This is a genomic window from Coleofasciculus sp. H7-1 (genome assembly GCF_057473865.1).
This window is the reverse complement of sequence record NZ_JBYCCT010000014.1, coordinates 76,286-92,113: the sequence shown is the minus strand read 5'-3', so window position 1 is coordinate 92,113 and position 15,828 is coordinate 76,286. Positions and strand designations below refer to the sequence as shown.

At 46.7% G+C, this 15,828-nt stretch carries 14 protein-coding genes; 6 read left to right on the top strand and 8 right to left on the bottom strand.

Features of this window, described 5'->3' with window-relative positions; translation table 11 throughout:
- Positions 1–223: 223 nt before the first annotated feature.
- Positions 224–2,185 carry a patatin-like phospholipase family protein gene (locus AC2VDX_RS04005; protein ID WP_378176071.1) on the bottom strand — a complete coding sequence of 654 codons (1,962 nt, stop codon included), beginning with the start codon at positions 2,183–2,185 and terminating at the stop codon, positions 224–226.
- A gap of 1,018 nt (positions 2,186–3,203) precedes the next feature.
- On the opposite strand from AC2VDX_RS04005, the gene AC2VDX_RS04000 reads away from it, so the two are divergent.
- From AC2VDX_RS04000 to AC2VDX_RS03990, 3 genes are all read left to right on the top strand, one after another.
- On the top strand, positions 3,204–3,977 hold the full coding sequence (locus AC2VDX_RS04000) for a class II aldolase/adducin family protein (RefSeq protein ID WP_378176068.1): 774 nt from the start codon (positions 3,204–3,206) through the stop codon (positions 3,975–3,977).
- Between the two features lie 101 nt (positions 3,978–4,078).
- Positions 4,079–4,753 carry a VOC family protein gene (locus AC2VDX_RS03995; RefSeq protein WP_378176065.1) on the top strand — a complete coding sequence of 225 codons (675 nt, stop codon included), beginning with the start codon at positions 4,079–4,081 and terminating at the stop codon, positions 4,751–4,753.
- 265 nt (positions 4,754–5,018) lie between these two features.
- Positions 5,019–5,738, top strand: coding sequence for a Uma2 family endonuclease (locus tag AC2VDX_RS03990; protein ID WP_378176062.1), 720 nt, complete (start codon positions 5,019–5,021; stop codon positions 5,736–5,738).
- Between the two features lie 64 nt (positions 5,739–5,802).
- On the opposite strand, the gene AC2VDX_RS03985 is transcribed toward AC2VDX_RS03990, so the two are convergent.
- The 3 genes from AC2VDX_RS03985 to ahcY all read right to left on the bottom strand — a co-directional run bounded on the left by AC2VDX_RS03985 (position 5,803) and on the right by ahcY (position 10,173).
- Positions 5,803–7,056, bottom strand: coding sequence for an Hpt domain-containing protein (locus AC2VDX_RS03985; protein ID WP_378176059.1), 1,254 nt, complete (start codon positions 7,054–7,056; stop codon positions 5,803–5,805).
- 739 nt (positions 7,057–7,795) lie between these two features.
- Positions 7,796–8,419, bottom strand: a complete 624-nt coding sequence (locus AC2VDX_RS03980) for a DedA family protein (RefSeq protein WP_378176056.1) — start codon at positions 8,417–8,419, stop codon at positions 7,796–7,798.
- A gap of 476 nt (positions 8,420–8,895) precedes the next feature.
- Positions 8,896–10,173, bottom strand: a complete 1,278-nt coding sequence (ahcY, locus tag AC2VDX_RS03975) for an adenosylhomocysteinase (protein ID WP_378176053.1) — start codon at positions 10,171–10,173, stop codon at positions 8,896–8,898.
- Positions 10,174–10,590: 417 nt separating this feature from the next.
- On the opposite strand from ahcY, the gene AC2VDX_RS03970 reads away from it, so the two are divergent.
- The 3 genes from AC2VDX_RS03970 (at position 10,591) to AC2VDX_RS03960 (ending at position 12,036) form a co-directional block, all read left to right on the top strand.
- Positions 10,591–10,848, top strand: coding sequence for a hypothetical protein (locus tag AC2VDX_RS03970; protein ID WP_378176351.1), 258 nt, complete (start codon positions 10,591–10,593; stop codon positions 10,846–10,848).
- Between the two features lie 269 nt (positions 10,849–11,117).
- Entirely contained in the window at positions 11,118–11,486 is a 369-nt protein-coding gene (locus tag AC2VDX_RS03965) for a hypothetical protein (RefSeq protein WP_190814945.1), read from the top strand.
- Positions 11,487–11,658: 172 nt separating this feature from the next.
- Entirely contained in the window at positions 11,659–12,036 is a 378-nt protein-coding gene (locus AC2VDX_RS03960) for a hypothetical protein (protein WP_378176050.1), read from the top strand.
- A gap of 121 nt (positions 12,037–12,157) precedes the next feature.
- Here AC2VDX_RS03960 and panB read toward each other — a convergent pair whose 3' ends face one another.
- The 4 genes from panB to AC2VDX_RS03940 form a co-directional block, all read right to left on the bottom strand.
- The gene (gene panB, locus AC2VDX_RS03955; RefSeq protein ID WP_378176047.1) at positions 12,158–12,946 is read right to left on the bottom strand and encodes a 3-methyl-2-oxobutanoate hydroxymethyltransferase; all 789 of its coding nucleotides are present in this window, start codon (positions 12,944–12,946) and stop codon (positions 12,158–12,160) included.
- Positions 12,947–13,030: 84 nt separating this feature from the next.
- The gene (locus AC2VDX_RS03950) at positions 13,031–13,564 is read right to left on the bottom strand and encodes a hypothetical protein (protein WP_378176045.1); all 534 of its coding nucleotides are present in this window, start codon (positions 13,562–13,564) and stop codon (positions 13,031–13,033) included.
- Positions 13,565–13,656: 92 nt separating this feature from the next.
- The gene (locus tag AC2VDX_RS03945) at positions 13,657–14,769 is read right to left on the bottom strand and encodes a ligand-binding sensor domain-containing protein (RefSeq protein WP_378176042.1); all 1,113 of its coding nucleotides are present in this window, start codon (positions 14,767–14,769) and stop codon (positions 13,657–13,659) included.
- Positions 14,770–14,932: 163 nt separating this feature from the next.
- The gene (locus AC2VDX_RS03940) at positions 14,933–15,658 is read right to left on the bottom strand and encodes a hypothetical protein (protein ID WP_378176039.1); all 726 of its coding nucleotides are present in this window, start codon (positions 15,656–15,658) and stop codon (positions 14,933–14,935) included.
- Between the last annotated feature and the right edge of the window lie 170 nt (positions 15,659–15,828).

Here is a 15,828-nt window from a genome sequence, read left to right as displayed (position 1 = left end):
TAATCTTCTCCTTTGTCTGACGCTACCAGTTTTCGGTTGTTTCTGAGCCATGATTCTTGAATCTATTTTAGGGGTAGTCAGCGATCGCTTCCCCCGTTCGCAGGGAAAATAAGAGAAATCCAGCTTTCTGTCTGCTAGCAGGGAGGGTTTCTTCCAGCCTGAGTGTACTGACGGGCTTGTTGGAAGTAGCGATCGCTCAATGTCATCACTCAGATACAATTTTTTATAACTGTTCGCCAAACATCCTTTTTTGTGCTTTCTCCATCAAATCGGAAACCACAATCAATAAAGTTGCCAAAATTTCAAGAATTGCCAATCCTAAAATTACTAATAATTTCAGGATTCCAAAAACTAATAGCCAAACTAGTCCAATAATTTTTGACTCAATTAACACAATTCTCAGAGCGCGTAAGACTATCCTAGCAATCCTAATCTTTTGACTTAGCTTCAAGCTTGAGGGTTGCGGATCTTGTTCTAGCAGATATTTCTTACTTTGTCTTACTATCGTATCAACTTCTGCCTCCGTAATTTCTACATTGCAGTATTGGTGTAACCAAGTAATCCCACAAATTCGCCCTAATAGGAAATCATGATCTCGATATCGTTTATCAAAAAAGCCACCAAACGCACCCAGAAAATCTGACGCGAGTAGTTCTGCGGCGCTTCCTTCTTGCAGAGAAGCTTTAATATTTTTGGGTAGATTATCGTAGATGGGTTTCAGTCTGCTTAGTGCATTACTTCCAGAATTAGCAATTTCACCGATAATTGCTGGAGTAATTGGACGAAGCTTTATGTGCCGATAAGGTATCGCTTCTTCTATAATTTCCTCAATTTGACTGATATCTCCAAGATTTTTCTTCTCAATTGCTTCTATTAATTTTTCCTTGGCTAAGACTAATTGATTTCGTTTTTGAATTTCTCTTAACCGGAGCGAGTCATGTTCTGCTTTTGGCAGCGTCAAGCCACTAAATCCAACTTCTAGTGTAGAAAATTCGCCTTGCGTTAGTTGTTTTGCACTATTCAAATTTTCTACGGGAACTGGACGGATATAAACGTGCAATCGTTCTGTATTAATTGATGGCTGTTGTGCCGTAAATTCCTCCTGAAACTGACTTGAACGCTCGTTGTTCTGTATTTGATTAGAGCGCAAATCATTTTCCAGTTCAATTCCTTTTAAGATGGGTAAACCATCTAGTATGCTTCCATCCGTATACAGAAATACTAAATGTGTATTATCTGCCTTGCTTTCACGTACAGCGCCTAGTCCTTCTTCCTTCAGTTCTTCTTTCTTGGGAGTTTTAAAGTAGTCACCACTCAGGTCTTTAAGATTGATACTACTAACATCAGAATGATCCCAAATGGGTGGAAAAGCAACCGGGAAAGCGCCGGAAGCGCGACCCCCCATTACTGCCTTGTCCCACATCTTATTCATGGTTTCTTGAGGAATCCCTGAATGAAACAAAAATTGACGACTTTCTGAATTAGTAATTGTTTCAATTTCTTGTTCCAAATGCCCTTGTGAATCTGTGAGATTTATTTCTTCAAGAATCCCTTGCAAGTTGGTAAGTGTCATTAAAAGCGCCAGAGGTTTCGTACTTTCTGTAATCTGGGGAGGCTTTATGACAAGTTCGGCAATTTTCTGGATTGCCTCACCAGAAAGAACGCTCAGGTTTGTTCTTTGGCGTTTGGCTTCGGGGGTAGACTCGGAGGAAGTAGAACGATGGAAAAACTTATAAATACCTTTTCTCAGTGGATTAGAACTCTTTTTGTATCTCTCTATTGTTGCTTCAAAGCTATCAGCAAAACTTTCTATGGTTCCTTGAAATCCATCTCTGAAGCTAGAGAGCATTACTGAAAAGCTATCTATTTTTTGAATATCGGCTTGTTGAACCCATGCTTGATATAAAGGGCTTTTATGCTCTTCTTCCGCAAATTTAAGCAGTTGATTAGATTGAAAAGGTGGATCTACCTTTCCTTGAAGTAAACAGTAGGCGGCGATGACTCCAGACATTGCCCCTGCTGAAGAGCCAGTAATGATATCAATAATAACTTTAGGTTCAGCCTTGACGGATTCTTTCGTCAATTCATAAAAAACTCCTGCCATATAAGCACCCAATGAAATGCCACCAGAGCAGTTGAGGGTGATGAGTTTGGGCGTTTGTGCAGATTGTGTTTCGGTTTTCATGACGATATCCTTGGGGGTGAAAATAACTTGGAATTAAGTTCAATTCAGCAGAATTCTGTTCTGAGGTAGTTGATAAAAGGGTGTTACTCGAACTTTCCGAAAAATTATCTACTTGACAACAGAAGGTGTAAAAGCTGGGTTCTAGTTGTGAATAGCATTGAGCAAACGGGGTGGTATCGCTAAGCTGGCGTTTTGAGCAAGCGTCTCGCTTCTCTGGCGACAGTCATTCCTATACATAGGCGGATGCTGCTCTAAGTAGCTGTTCGTTTCTACTACAACCTCACTATTTTATATGAACAGAGAATAATTAACACTTTTTAGGGAAACAATCACAAGCGTCTTCCCTTCTGCTTGTAACTTGATGCTGAGGCTACTTCCAGAACTAAGTAGGACAGCTGAATTAAACCCTGTCATCTTGTAGGTTGGGTTGAGGCAACGTTACCCAATCTTGACATAAGGTTTGATGGGTTTCGCTTCCGCTTACCTATCCTACAAATAATTAAGTCGGTCTACTTAAGAGCGATCCGCTCATCTAAGGCGAACAATCAAATGAGTTAGAGCGAGCGCTACTTTATCTAACAATTAAGAATAATTGAAGTTTTCGCTTTATTCTTTTTTACTAAAAAATGTAAATGTAAATTCATGAGTGAATCAATGATGGCATTTTAAAAGAAAGGCGTTTAGAATAAAAAAAGAATTCACCGATAAATTTTCTCCTTGCATTCAAGAACCTCTCCCCAATTAGTTTCAACTTAGCTAGGAATAAAGCTAAAGAAATAAATACTTTTAGTCATTGCTCAGACTGCATTGACTCCCTCAGCAGGGAAAAATAAATTCCAGAACTCAAAATTCGGGCAGCAGCTTGAGAGAAAGCCTTTTTTCCGCCTGAGCAACTCCTGCGCCCAATCGCCGCCCATCGGTAGCGATCGCTAACTATCTTCTAGTGTCTTCCTGGCAAAATACAATACACTCACAAACCAAACATCTTTGCAACAACCGATTTATACACGCTGAATCTATGCAGACATTAAACATTCCGATCAACATTCCCCAACCACCGACCTTTGCTTCTATCGAAGATGAACGCCGCGATCGCAAGCAACGCCTAGCCGCTGCATTTCGCCTATTTGCCCGCTTCGGCTTTGCTGAAGGTATCGCCGGTCACATCACCGCCCGCGACCCCGAACACCCAGATCGCTTTTGGGTCAATCCCTTCGGGATGCACTTCAGTCTCATCCGAGTCAGCGATCTGCTTCTAGTCAATGACCAAGGTGAGGTCGTTGAGGGGAACAAGCCTGTCAATCAGGCAGCCTTTGCCATCCACTCCCGCATCCACGCCGCCTGTCCCGACGTTGTAGCAGCCGCACACTCCCATTCAACCTACGGCAAAAGCTGGTCAAGCCTGGGTCGCCTTCTCGACCCCCTCACGCAAGATGCCTGTAGCTTCTACGAAGACCACGGGCTGTTCGATGACTACACGGGCGTCGTTCTCAAGCTAGAGGAGGGCAAGCGGATTGCCGAAGCTTTAGGCGACAAAAAAGCCCTCATCCTCCGCAACCACGGGCTGCTTACAGTGGGTCACTCAGTCGATGAAGCTGCCTGGTGGTTTATCACAATGGATCGCTCCTGTCAGGCACAGCTAATGGCAGAGGCAGCGGGTAAGCCTGTCCTGATCGACTCCGATATGGCTCGTTTGACATATCGCCAAGTGGGGTCGCACCACATGGGGTGGTTTAGCTTTCAACCACTCTACGACATGATTGTGCATCAACAACCCGATCTGCTGGAGTAAGTGTTTTCAAAAGTGTGGAAAGGTGAGGAAGCTTCTAACAAGGGCTGGAGTTAAAAACCAGCGTCTACCGATTGTATTTAAAGAAAAATGAGGGTAGATATATGACGAAATTAGAGCTGCCGAAAGGAAAGTTCAATAAGACTTTGAACTCCAACCTAGACTCACCTTTTTGCGAAAAAGATGGCTTGCTGGAGTTCAAGGCAGAATTAACCGCTCCTGAGTTTTTTAAACGCTGGTCATTTGTTACAAATGTGTATGGTGAACGAGTGCAAGTGGATCACTGTGTCCTGACCCTTCCTGATTTTCCACGTCTCGAAAATTATGCTGAAGCTTTGTGTCAATTGGGCGGTCGGATTGTGGAAGGACCAGGACTCTTTCCTCTCGAATTTTGTCCCAAAACCTATGTGCTTACCAACGATTTATGGTTGCATTTGTTGACAATATTGATGCCATCGGGTGGGTTGGTGGTTCTGGCTGCGCCCCACGCACCAGACGATCAACTTGACCGCTTCCTACATGAGCGGGGAAACGCTGGCGTCCACCATGTTGCGATTCGCGTTGACGATGTGCATAGTGCTGGTTTAGTTTGGCAGAAAAAAGGGTTTCATCCATTGTCTAGCGAACCGCTGAAGGGTGATTCCCTATGCCAATGGTTTTGGCAAAACTCGGCAGGACAAATTATCGAGCTGATTGGTCGTAGCCCTGAAAATAACGCAACTTTTTACTGCCAGAATATAGGGGGTCTTCGCCTCTCGGAGGTGACAGGGGTTCACTGAAAATGACTGTGTTTCAATAGACAGAGGAGCCGCTCTTAGAGTATGTTTGAAAAGTAGGGGATTTCGCATTCGGTAAACAAGCTATTGCACAAAATAGAAAATGTCGCCCGTAGGCGTAAGCCTTGCCGAAGGCTATGCTTCGCTCGTAAATAGCGATGGTGTCATAACCGACTTTTCTTCTCAAACATCTTCTTAGCGGCTCTCTTTCTACCTCCCCAAAAGCGATACATTAAGTTTAAATAGTCCCTCACGCTTGATAAGAGTTATGTATCAGGTACAATCTCCTGCTCAGCCAGAGGTCATCTACCCGGACAGCGACGGCAAACCTATGTCAGACAATACCAAGCAGTTTCGCTGGATTGTCGTCATCCAGCAGAATTTAGAATGGCTTTTTGCCAAGGAGCCAAATGTGTTTGTGGCTGGAGACTTACTTTGGTATCCAGTTGAAGGAAATAATAAGATTCGGAATGCTCCTGATGTTATGGTTGCTTTTGGTAGACCTAAAGAAGATCGGGGTTCTTACCAGCAATGGAAAGAGGAAAATATTGCGCCGCAGGTTGTATTTGAAATTCTTTCTCCTGGCAACACTCTGACCGAAATGAACAAAAAACAGGTCTTTTACGACCGCTACGGCGTAGAAGAATATTACCTGTACGACCCCGATAAAAACGATCTAAGTGGCTGGTTACGTTCTGGCGGTAGCGAAACAGTAGCGCCTTGGGCGCATCGCTTGGATGTGATTGACTCAATCGATAATTGGACGAGTCCCAGGCTAGGAATCCGCTTTGATGTGTCTGGAGAAGAGTTGCAGATTTATCGTCCTGATGGAGAGCGATTTGCTACTTATGTAGAGATTTCTCAACGGCTAGAGCAAGAACGGCAAAGGGCAGAACAAGCTGAACAACGTGCGGAACAAGCTGAGCAACGTGCAGCAAGGCTTGCAGAACGGCTAAGAGCGGCGGGGATCGATCCAGAGGCGTTTTAGAATTGATGATGGTGCGATCGCTATCTATATCTGGGAATCTGGGATGAAATCGGAGAAAAGCGACCTAAGCCCATAATTCCCCTATCCAATCATCCCCCGCTTCCCAATCCCGACAAGGTTCTTCTTTGGGGCCAGAAGGATGAACAGCGCAGATAATTTCGCACTGTCCGTAATAGAAACGGCATCTCCGACAGGTTTGGAGAGCTTCTATATGGACGGTTTCAATGACTCCACCCACCGAGGGGATCGTGTCTCGAAGTTCTTGCTGACAGGAAAGGGTTGGTAGCCACACGCCAATCGAGAGTTGGTCGTTGATTCCCTCCGGTTCCCCAAAAAAATTGTCGTTGATAGCACCCGGTACGCATTGGCAAGCCGTGATTCTACCTCCGACTCGACTGATAGCCTGACGAATGACCTTAAGAGTACACTTAGCTTCAACCGTAAAGTAACCGCAGATATCAATACGTTGCGTTCCCGCCGTGGCTACGAGAGTCAGACTGGTGCGAATAAATCCTGCTTGAATAACCAGCAATCTCAAGTGATGGTCGAGTTCTTGAAAAACCGGCTCAACCTCCGACATAATTTTGCTAGTTATTTCCTCAGTTAGACCAAGCGCTCTTTGTAACTGCTGCCAAAGTGCCTGTAGCGTCTTCAAAAGCCGTAATAATAGGGACTCTAGCTTTTGGTCAACCTGAATTGGATACTCTTTTATTACCTGGAATCCATTTTCTAAATGGTGGGCGGTTTCTTGAATAGTTGTTAGTCCCAACATCGCTGCTCCGCTTTTGATGGAATGAGCGGCGAAAAAGAGCTGATTAATTTCTTCTGGGTCTTTGATAGTGCTTGTTCCAGACAGCAAACCTTGCTCAATTGTCTGGATATATTCTTTCGTTCCCTCAATAAACAAGTGATTGAGGTGATTGTTGAGTTCCTCAAAAACTGGCTCAACTTTCGACATAATCTTGTGAGTCAGCTCATCATTCAGCCCAGAAGACCAAGAAAGCTGCTGCATCAGAGCTTTTAGGGTATCAAAAACCTGTTGTAAGAGTGACTCTAGCTTTTGATCGACCCTAATAGGACAAGCGTTGAAGACTTGGAAACATTTTTCTATGCGGTAAGCGGTTTTCTGAATGCTGAGGAATCCCAGCATTGCTGCACCGCCTTTGATACAATGAGCAGCCCGAAAAACCTCATTAATCTTTTCTGGGTCTTCAATGGTGCTTTGTAGATCCAGGAGACCTTGCTCAAGTGTATTGAGGTGGTCAATTGCCTCTTCAATAAAGTAGCCAATGATTCGCTGATGTTGTCCCGACATCATTCTCTTTTCTCCTTGTTTTCGCGTAGGGTATGTTCTACCGCAACGCGCTAGGCTTCGCTCAAGAGTAAACTCCGCACGGGTCGCGTAGCGTATGCGCTCTCTTCGCTGCTCTCCCCGGTTTTAGCACAGCTTGAGGCTGATTGAGGTTTTTTCAAGAATTGTTGCCAGCGATTCCCCGATCAATGTTTCTAAAGTTTCAATAATGCCGACTCCAGTTGTAAGCCACAAGCGATCGCCATTGCATAGCACCGATACGGCAATCTCGGCGCAAAAGTGCGAAAACTTCGTGAAAAATGAGCCAGCACAACTCCTTTATTGCTTATACCATTTCACTTTATGTCTGCAACAGATCGGTCTGCTGCCCCCTTGTTAAAAGGGTTGGGGGGATCGGATGTGTAGCATCAAAAAAGTGAATTGGTATTAGGGGGTTTTTAACATTTTCAGGACTTACGCAAAGCTTATACATATAGCGTTTTTTCGGGTTCAATCCCCCTGTGGTTGCCCTCAGATGTCGCGCAAGTTGCGTAAGTCCTAATTTTTATAAAAAAATGCTGCGTGCAACGAAACCCGCTGAGCAAGTAAAAATGTCCGACGACTCGCATTCGCGGCTAAACAAACAAAGCCTGCTCTCGTCAGGCTTCGTTCTTCTAGCCCCAGGCTTCTAGCCTGTGGGCGTATATTTGCTGGCATCGGGATGCTCCCATCAATCATTCTTTGTAAATAATCAAGCTCTTCCTGTTCACGCTTGCTTGTTGCCTTTGTTTTTTTGCCTTTTTCTGACTAACCAGAAAACAAAGGCGACAATAAGAGCAACAAACACAATTTTAGAAACAGGCCCAAGATACTCATCTACAAGCTCATAGTTTTCGCCCAGTGCGTATCCGGCATAAGTCAGCAAACCCACCCATAAAATAGTGCCAAGGGTTGAGTAGACTAAAAAAGGCACCAAGTGCATACCGCTGATGCCTGCCGGAAGCGAAATTAAAGTGCGAACTCCAGGCACCAAACGGCAGAAAAACACTGCTTTAGGGCCGTGTTTATCAAACCAATTATCTGCTTTTTCGATATCCTTGCCTGATAGCCCAATCCACATACCATACTTGTTAGCTAATCGCTTTAAGTTTTCCTCGCCTACGAGTTTACCCACGTAGTACCACGGCAATGCACCCAGCATCGTGCCGATCACCCCCGCCGCGATCGCTGGAAAAAATTGTATCTTGCTATTTGGTAGCGTTGATGCATACCCTGCCAAGGGCATAATCAGTTCGGAAGGGATGGGGGGAAACAGGTTTTCTAAAAACATCAGCAGTCCAATTCCCAAGTGACCGAGGGAATTCATGGTGTTCGTTATCCATTCCTGCATAAGTTAGTGTTGGGTATTAAGGGGTCAGTTATTTTAATTCAAAATTCCAATACTTCTAGCGATCGCGCTGTCTTAACATCACAATTAAACTGTTAAGTTTAGTTAACGACCTAAGTTTGCTTAACTTTATCAGGTTTTCGAGATTCTGAGAATTGATTTATCTGAATCTTCATCGTAAATTTGCAAATGTCCAATTTTTGCCGTAAAAATTTTATTGGCAATTTGAAGTAGCAATCCTCATTTTTACTTGCCCATTTTCACCAGAGATAGGTTTCAGTTTTCGGCAAGCTCAGTTTGACTGCATTAGGAATATTGTCAGGTATAAAAACTGTTAGGTAAACCTGCCGCTTCTCCTGGTCAATTCCCACAAATTAGGCTTTATTTGCAGAATTTTCGGTAACACAAACAAACCGGATAAGCGGCAATAGTTGTTACCGCATGATGACGAAGGGTGGGCAATGCCCACCCTTGCCGATTTAGGTTCCAGAAGTCCAAGAATTGATGTACTCAATTTGGTCGGGTGTCAAGCTATCAATTTGAACGCCCATTGCTTGCAACTTCAGCCGTGCAATTTCTTTGTCAACCTCGACTGGAATGGAGTGCAAACCGGGTTCCAGCTTGCCTTTGTTCTTAACAAGGTGTTCGCAAGCTAAAGCTTGGTTGGCAAAGCTCATATCCATCACTGCGCTGGGATGTCCTTCCGCAGCCGCCAGGTTAATTAAACGTCCTTCGCCCAGCACAATAACAGATTTACCATTCTGGAGGCGGTATTCTTGGGTGAAGTTCCGCGCTTGCTTAACTTCAGTCGCTTTGGCACCCAATGACTTTAGGTCAATTTCAATATCAAAGTGACCGGAGTTGCAAACCATTGCCCCGTCTTTCATCACATCGAAATGTTCGGCGCGAATGACGTGCTTGTTGCCGGTGACAGTAATAAACAAATCGCCTACAGGGGCGGCTTCTGACATTGGCAGCACTCGGAAGCCATCCATCACCGCTTCAATCGCTTTGGTGGGGTCAATTTCGGTGACAATCACGTTGGCACCCATTCCCCGCGCCCGGAGTGCCGTGCCTTTGCCGCACCAGCCATAACCGGCAACGACAATCGTTTTACCAGCTAGCAAGACGTTGGTGGCGCGAATAATGCCATCCAGGGTTGATTGCCCGGTGCCGTAGCGGTTATCAAAGAAGTGCTTGGTGTCGGCGTCGTTGACATTGATGGCGGGGAAAGTCAAAACACCATCTCTGAACATGGCGCGGAGGCGGACAATGCCCGTTGTGGTTTCTTCGGTGGTGCCAATCAAATCGGCAATCTGGTGTTGACGTTCCTGAATCAGGGTAGCGACCACATCGCTACCATCGTCGATGATGATGTTGGGTTTGTGGTCGAGGGCGATTCGCACGTGGCGGCTGTAAGTCTCGGCGTCTTCACCTTTGATGGCAAATACGGGGATGCCATGATCGGCGACGAGGCTGGCAGCCACGTCATCTTGAGTGGAGAGGGGGTTGCTGGCAATGAGGAGGGCGTCGGCACCCGCAGCTTTGAGGGCGATCGCCAAGTGCGCGGTTTCTGTCGTTACGTGGCAGCAGGCGATTAACCGGATACCGGCGAGGGGTTTTTCTTGGGCAAAGCGATCGCGAATTTGCCGCAACACGGGCATTTCTCGACCAGCCCATTCAATCCGTTGTCTACCTTGGGACGCGAGGGACAGGTCTTTAACTTCGTGTTTGGGCGGTGTAAAAGTTGCAGTCATGAGATTGCTTTCTCAACAAATATTAACTTGCAGGTTTTTACTAGGTTACTCGACCAGACCGCTAAAACGGTAGCCTCATTTTTTAGCCCCACGCCACCAGCTAGACAAAAGTTTGAGGCTGGGAGAAATCCGGAATCGAGTCAGAACCCTTACCCTGCCAAGTTGCTGCTTAACTTCTAGCTTTGGCGTGAAGTTAGTTGAGAAAGGGGTTGTTAGGCTGGGTGCGGGTTATTTGGACAAGCAAATGTACTTTACTCCAGCCGGAGATTTGGTTTAACCGTTCTCTCCCTGCAAAATCTCATCTGGATGGACACGAATCCAACTCGCCAATTCAGTACAAATGTACTATAATAAAAGGGTAGGCAAATTCAGTCCTTGCATTCGCTCTAACCCCAGATGGAGTCAAGTATTCAAGCCATGACCAAGCACTACATTCTCAGCCTGAATCCGACCGCTCAGCATGACTGGGATCGCTGCACTCTCAGAAACCCCATCACTGCTGAACGCCCAGACTTGGCGAGTTTGATTGCCGAAGCTGTGGGAGCGGATGCCGGTTCTTACCTGGTGGCTGTCCATGTTGAAGTCCAAGTTTTGGAAAAAGCACCAAATCTGCAACCAGAGCGCCACCTGGATGTGCCAGTGACGCCGAAACAGCTAAAGGAATTAGTCGCGTAGGGGCGGAATACCGAATTAATTTGGCATCCCAGCCATCGTTGTTGTAAACCCGCCCTCCGGTTTGAAGTTGGTATCCGGTGAGGCTGGGGCTACAAGAACGCCGCCTCCTTTGATCAAGGCTAGTACAGATTTTTCTACAGCTTCTCATCTCCGGACGACTGTAGGGACAAGGCAGCGCCGTGCCCTTACCGACGACAGGAACGAAGTCCGCTTTTGGCGGGCTAGTACAGATTTTTCTACAACGAGTATTCTTCAAGAAGAAGATGCAAATGAAACTGAGTCAATATCCATCTGCGATCGCTCAAGCTGCCCATACTGTAAATGAAGTGGATGCTCAGCTTGCCGCCGCTCATCTGGTGATTAACCGCATGGAAGGCAATGCTGATAAAACGGTGGCATTTGAGCAAGATTTGAAAAATGACAATCAACGCAAGGCGCGTCGCTTTGAATTACTGATGGTGAATTTGGAGTATCAGCAGGCGCTGAATACTATGATGCGCTTAAGTGCTGAAAAAGCGAATGCGGTGGCTCACCTGGAGTATCTCCGCAACCAGTTTAGCGTTGCCAAGCTGGAAACACGTCTGGCGATCGCTCGACAGCTTGCCGGTTCCGAAGCCTTAGAACTGGTGGGTGTCTAAGCGATAAAAGCTTCACCGATTACCAGAAGATGGGATAAATCGGTGTTTCTACAAACAAGCCGGGGTGGGCAATGCCCGCCCTTTTTTTGTCGCTCCACAATGGCAATGCTTTGGCACAATAGTTGTAATTGTCTATCAGAATTCCAAATAGGCTACCTTTAACAACAATCTCATGACTATCGTTACATCGGCAGAAATTGAAAATTTTCGCTCCGAATTGGCAGATTATCCAGACGCGCTGGCAGCTTTGGATGTAATCGAGGATTGTGAAGGAGATTTAGAAGATGCGGCGATGGTGCTGGCAATTCGAGTGGGGCAGCAACCAGAGATAGCTAACGCCGAATGGTTGCCTATTTTAACTAAAAAATGCCGCGCTGTTATCTGCCAAGAAGAATTTCGCGACGAGCTAGTCAAGGGAAAATTTGCCCACATGATGGGACATTTGGCAGCAACAAAACTTTGCCCAAGTCTTCTAGTAACGCCCGTTTTGATGTATGTGGCGCAGCAGGGTGTGGACAATTTTTGCGAACCTTTCGATCCGCTAACTTAGCCACACAAGTCTGTTTTTCAACGCCAAGAACGCCAAGGTACGCACAAGAAGGATTCCCTTAGCGTACCTTGGCGCTATCCTTAGCGTTCTTGGCGTTTAAATAAGAATCTAGCAATGCTGTTTAGGCTTGTGGGGAATCAGGAAATTGACGCGATCGCACTTCGCTACTATAATCCTGCACTGCCTGGGTAATCGTTTCTCGCAGATTGGCGTAAGATTTGGCAAAGGGCGGCTGTTGTTCGGATAGTCCTAGCAAATCGGCAGTGACGAGTACCTGTCCATCGCAATGCACCCCAGCACCAATTCCTATCGTAGGAATCGATAATTTTTGGGTAATCTGCAATCCTAAATCGGACGGGATATGCTCCAAAAGCACGGCAAAAGCACCTGCTTGTTCTAGCGCGATCGCTTCAAGTAAAATTTTCTGTGCCGCTTCTGGTGTTTTTCCCTGCTGTCGGTAGCCTAACTGATGTACCGATTGGGGAGTCAGACCAACATGACCCATCACCGGAATGCCTGCTTGCACGACTCTGGCAATCGTTTCCACCATTGCCGGATATCCTCCCTCCATTTTCACCGCCTGAGCGCCGGTTTCTTTTAATACTCTCCCGGCTGAGTGCATCGCTTGCTGGGGACTTTCTTGATAACTCAAGAATGGTAAATCGCACACGACTAACGCCTGTTTGACACCGCGACGCACCGATGAGGCATGGTGTAGGATTTCATCTAGCGTCACTGGCAGGGTTGTCTGATAACCGAGTGCTACCATCCCCAGAGAATCCCCCACCAGAATCACATCCACACCGGCGGCGTCTAAAAGTTGCGCGATCGCATAATCCCAAGCCGTCAACACTACAATGGGACGCCCCTGTTGTTTCCACTGGATTAATTGCTGGGTGGTGACTGCCATTTTTAGATGCGATGATAGAGAAGGTTGTTAGCGATTGGTAGGGATAGGCAGCGCCCACCCTACTTGTAAAAATTAACAACTATTTCAGCGCTCCGGTTTAATCGTTTGCACAAATCTTAGAAAATCGTCAGTTTCCCAGCCATCTTCAATATCTAGGGTCTGCACGTTAAAAACCCCTACAGAATTGTCAGTAAGTTCCACTTCCATTGGCACTGTTCTACCAAGACCATAGGCGCTCACTACCTGTTCTACCAGAGTACAAGGCATATTAAACGTACCCATATCGATTCTGCCGTTGTTAGCTCGGTAATCCCAAACGACTACCTTTTCAATTCCAGCAGAATAGGGTTGCTGACAGTAAAATCGATGACTCAAGGCAATCATCCGCGCCATGTGGACATCGTAGCGGCGCATCTCACCCCCGAAAGCAGAAACAGTTGTGTTTCGATCGGGTACTTCAAAGTAACCCAGTCGCACTTTAGCACTGGCATCGAGGGTATTTTCTAGGCGGATGGTATTGATCGGAATGTCTGCTGGACTAGCAGCTTGAGCGATCGCACACAAAGCAGTAGCAGCGATCGCTGTACTCGCAACGGTTTTGGCAATTTTTTTCAGCATGGAAGCGTCAATCTGTTAATGACTCAAACAACCTGTAACAGACTTCAACTTCCGGCTGACTTATTCCGTCAAACTAGAGCTTGACAAATTGTTCACTCTTCTGCCCGAACGAAAGCTAAGTGCGGTGTCACGCGCCCCGTGGTCAAGCTGATCCAAGCGAGTCCTTCACTGGTTCCCACCCACAACTTATCGGCGACATCCGTGGATAAAGAGAGAATCCGACTGGAAGGGAGGTCAGCAACTCGATCCAGCACCGCACCCGTCTGCGGATTCAATCTCAATAAACCATTCTCCGTCCCCACCCAAACGCTCCGATCTTGTGCAAAGCGCACAGCGGTAACATTGCGCCCCCGGAGTGGCGTCACCGACCGCAGCACGTCCCCGGTTTTAGGGTCAATCACTAGCAAACTGCTGGGCGTTCCCGCCCAAATCCTCCCCTGTGGATCTAGGGTCAGGGCTTGCACTGTGGTGCCGGGGACATTCTTCAGCCGCTTCATCACAAAGGCATTGGTGGTATTAATTCGCACTAACCCTTCTAGCGTTCCCACCCATAGCTGACCTTCTCGGTCGAGGGTGAGGGCATTCGCTGAGACTCCGGGAAGCTTTTGCACCGTTGTCATCAATAATCCCTGGTCGGGGCTGATCATGGCAAGACCGCGATCGCTCCCTACCCACAGATAACCCCGCTCGTCAATCAATAGCGACAACACCCGGTTAGACGGTAAGGTAAAGTTTTGCGCCGTCACTTCATTACTGCGGGGATCTACTCGCAGCAATCCTTCGTAGGTTCCCACCCAAACTCGTCCCACCCGGTCTTGCGCTAACGCGCCGATGGTGTAGTTGGGTAGAGCAATCCGAGCTAAAACGTTGCCTGTCTTCGGGTTGATCCGCGCTAAACTCTGCCAGGAACCGACCCAGAGACTGCCGGTATAACCCGGTTGCAAGGCGGTGACGCGATAATCTGCGGGTAGGGGGATGGCTTCTTGCCGTCGGCGTTCGGGGGGCAAGGGACGACCTCCAGGCGGCGGCGACGAGGGTGGATAGGTGCGGAGGTCATCTCCTCGGTCTATCTCCGTGGATTGTTGAGCCAGTACGCCACTACCACTGGTCTGCGGAGCTGATTGGATGATTCCCCAGACTGGTACGCTTAAAGAAAGCAGGGTAGCACTAATAAACAAACCGATACGCGCACTCAAGAATGCCATCGCTAATCTCCTTAGAAGAGGCTTTGCTAACGCGCCTCTGTTCATTTAGCTGAAATATAAGATTTTCCTACTACATTTAAGCCTGTGTTAGCGACAGATTGAAAAAGTAGAACTGAAGTAGCGATCGCGGATTCGCCTAACTTGAGTATATGTACTTAAAAAATTAATCACAAACGCCAAATGTTTTCAGTTTGCCATCGACAAAGTAGAAGGCATTGGAACAGTATGCAAGGGTGCCGATTTCTAAATATTGAGGCACACCCGCTGAATCAGTTGGCAGTGCTTTCCATAGTTCAATTGCTGCTTTTGCTTTAAAGATTTGCTGTTCAGATGTTCCATATTTCAAAGGAGAATATTCACGGGCGGCTGATCCTAGCTCTCCGGATGGTTTGAAGCTGATAGCTGTGTAAATAATGCCTTCTGAGGACTCCGGGAGATGGATGAAATCCTTGACCACGGCTGGGTCGAACTGTCCGCTAGTCTGGTTAATGGCGATCAAAAATCGGAAATTATTATTTTTAGGGTTGACTAACAACAGAGCGTAATCTTTCTGCCTGTCTTCGTTGAAGTCAGCGCTGAAAATGCTACAGGTGGTTCGCTGTCCGGGATTTTCCCGCTCGTAGGCACGAATTGAAGCCACAAAGTCAGATGCTTTCGCCAACCGATACTCACCCAAGCTGGCTTTGAGCGCTGCGGGTATTTCTCCTTGGCACTGAGGTTCTGGTAGCGCTGCCACGGGTGAGAAGGTTTTAGTACCGCTGGAAGCGGAGTTAGGGCGAGAGGGCGTCAAATCGGTCAACGTACTCACCGGCAGATGGTTGGATACAGCAATCGTACTACAAGCTGCCAGGATCAAGGATGCGGCTAGGAGAGAAACTCTTTTAAGCATTGCCAAGGAAAAACAACGACCCTATAACATTCGGCGGGCGATCGCTATTTTCAGGGTATTTTTATCCACTTACTAATTGCTTACAAAAGTCAAGTCTTCCTTTGTAACAAAATATTTAGATTTATATGCAATAAGTAAAGCTTATGTTTACAAATAGAAGATTGTAATTT

Excerpts from the sequence above, each read along its gene's own strand:
- AC2VDX_RS03990 (WP_378176062.1), top strand. The coding sequence starts at position 5,019 with ATGTATCAGGTACAATCTCCTGCTCAGCCAGAGGTCATCTACCCGGAC.
- AC2VDX_RS03965 (WP_190814945.1), top strand. The coding sequence starts at position 11,118 with ATGAAACTGAGTCAATATCCATCTGCGATCGCTCAAGCTGCCCATACT.
- AC2VDX_RS03950 (WP_378176045.1), bottom strand. The coding sequence starts at position 13,564 with ATGCTGAAAAAAATTGCCAAAACCGTTGCGAGTACAGCGATCGCTGCT.
- AC2VDX_RS03960 (WP_378176050.1), top strand. The coding sequence starts at position 11,659 with ATGACTATCGTTACATCGGCAGAAATTGAAAATTTTCGCTCCGAATTG.
- panB (WP_378176047.1), bottom strand. The coding sequence starts at position 12,946 with ATGGCAGTCACCACCCAGCAATTAATCCAGTGGAAACAACAGGGGCGT.
- AC2VDX_RS03945 (WP_378176042.1), bottom strand. The coding sequence starts at position 14,769 with ATGGCATTCTTGAGTGCGCGTATCGGTTTGTTTATTAGTGCTACCCTG.
- ahcY (WP_378176053.1), bottom strand. The coding sequence starts at position 10,173 with ATGACTGCAACTTTTACACCGCCCAAACACGAAGTTAAAGACCTGTCC.
- AC2VDX_RS03980 (WP_378176056.1), bottom strand. The coding sequence starts at position 8,419 with ATGCAGGAATGGATAACGAACACCATGAATTCCCTCGGTCACTTGGGA.
- AC2VDX_RS04005 (WP_378176071.1), bottom strand. The coding sequence starts at position 2,185 with ATGAAAACCGAAACACAATCTGCACAAACGCCCAAACTCATCACCCTC.
- AC2VDX_RS03995 (WP_378176065.1), top strand. The coding sequence starts at position 4,079 with ATGACGAAATTAGAGCTGCCGAAAGGAAAGTTCAATAAGACTTTGAAC.
- AC2VDX_RS03970 (WP_378176351.1), top strand. The coding sequence starts at position 10,591 with ATGACCAAGCACTACATTCTCAGCCTGAATCCGACCGCTCAGCATGAC.
- AC2VDX_RS03985 (WP_378176059.1), bottom strand. The coding sequence starts at position 7,056 with ATGATGTCGGGACAACATCAGCGAATCATTGGCTACTTTATTGAAGAG.
- AC2VDX_RS03940 (WP_378176039.1), bottom strand. The coding sequence starts at position 15,658 with ATGCTTAAAAGAGTTTCTCTCCTAGCCGCATCCTTGATCCTGGCAGCT.
- AC2VDX_RS04000 (WP_378176068.1), top strand. The coding sequence starts at position 3,204 with ATGCAGACATTAAACATTCCGATCAACATTCCCCAACCACCGACCTTT.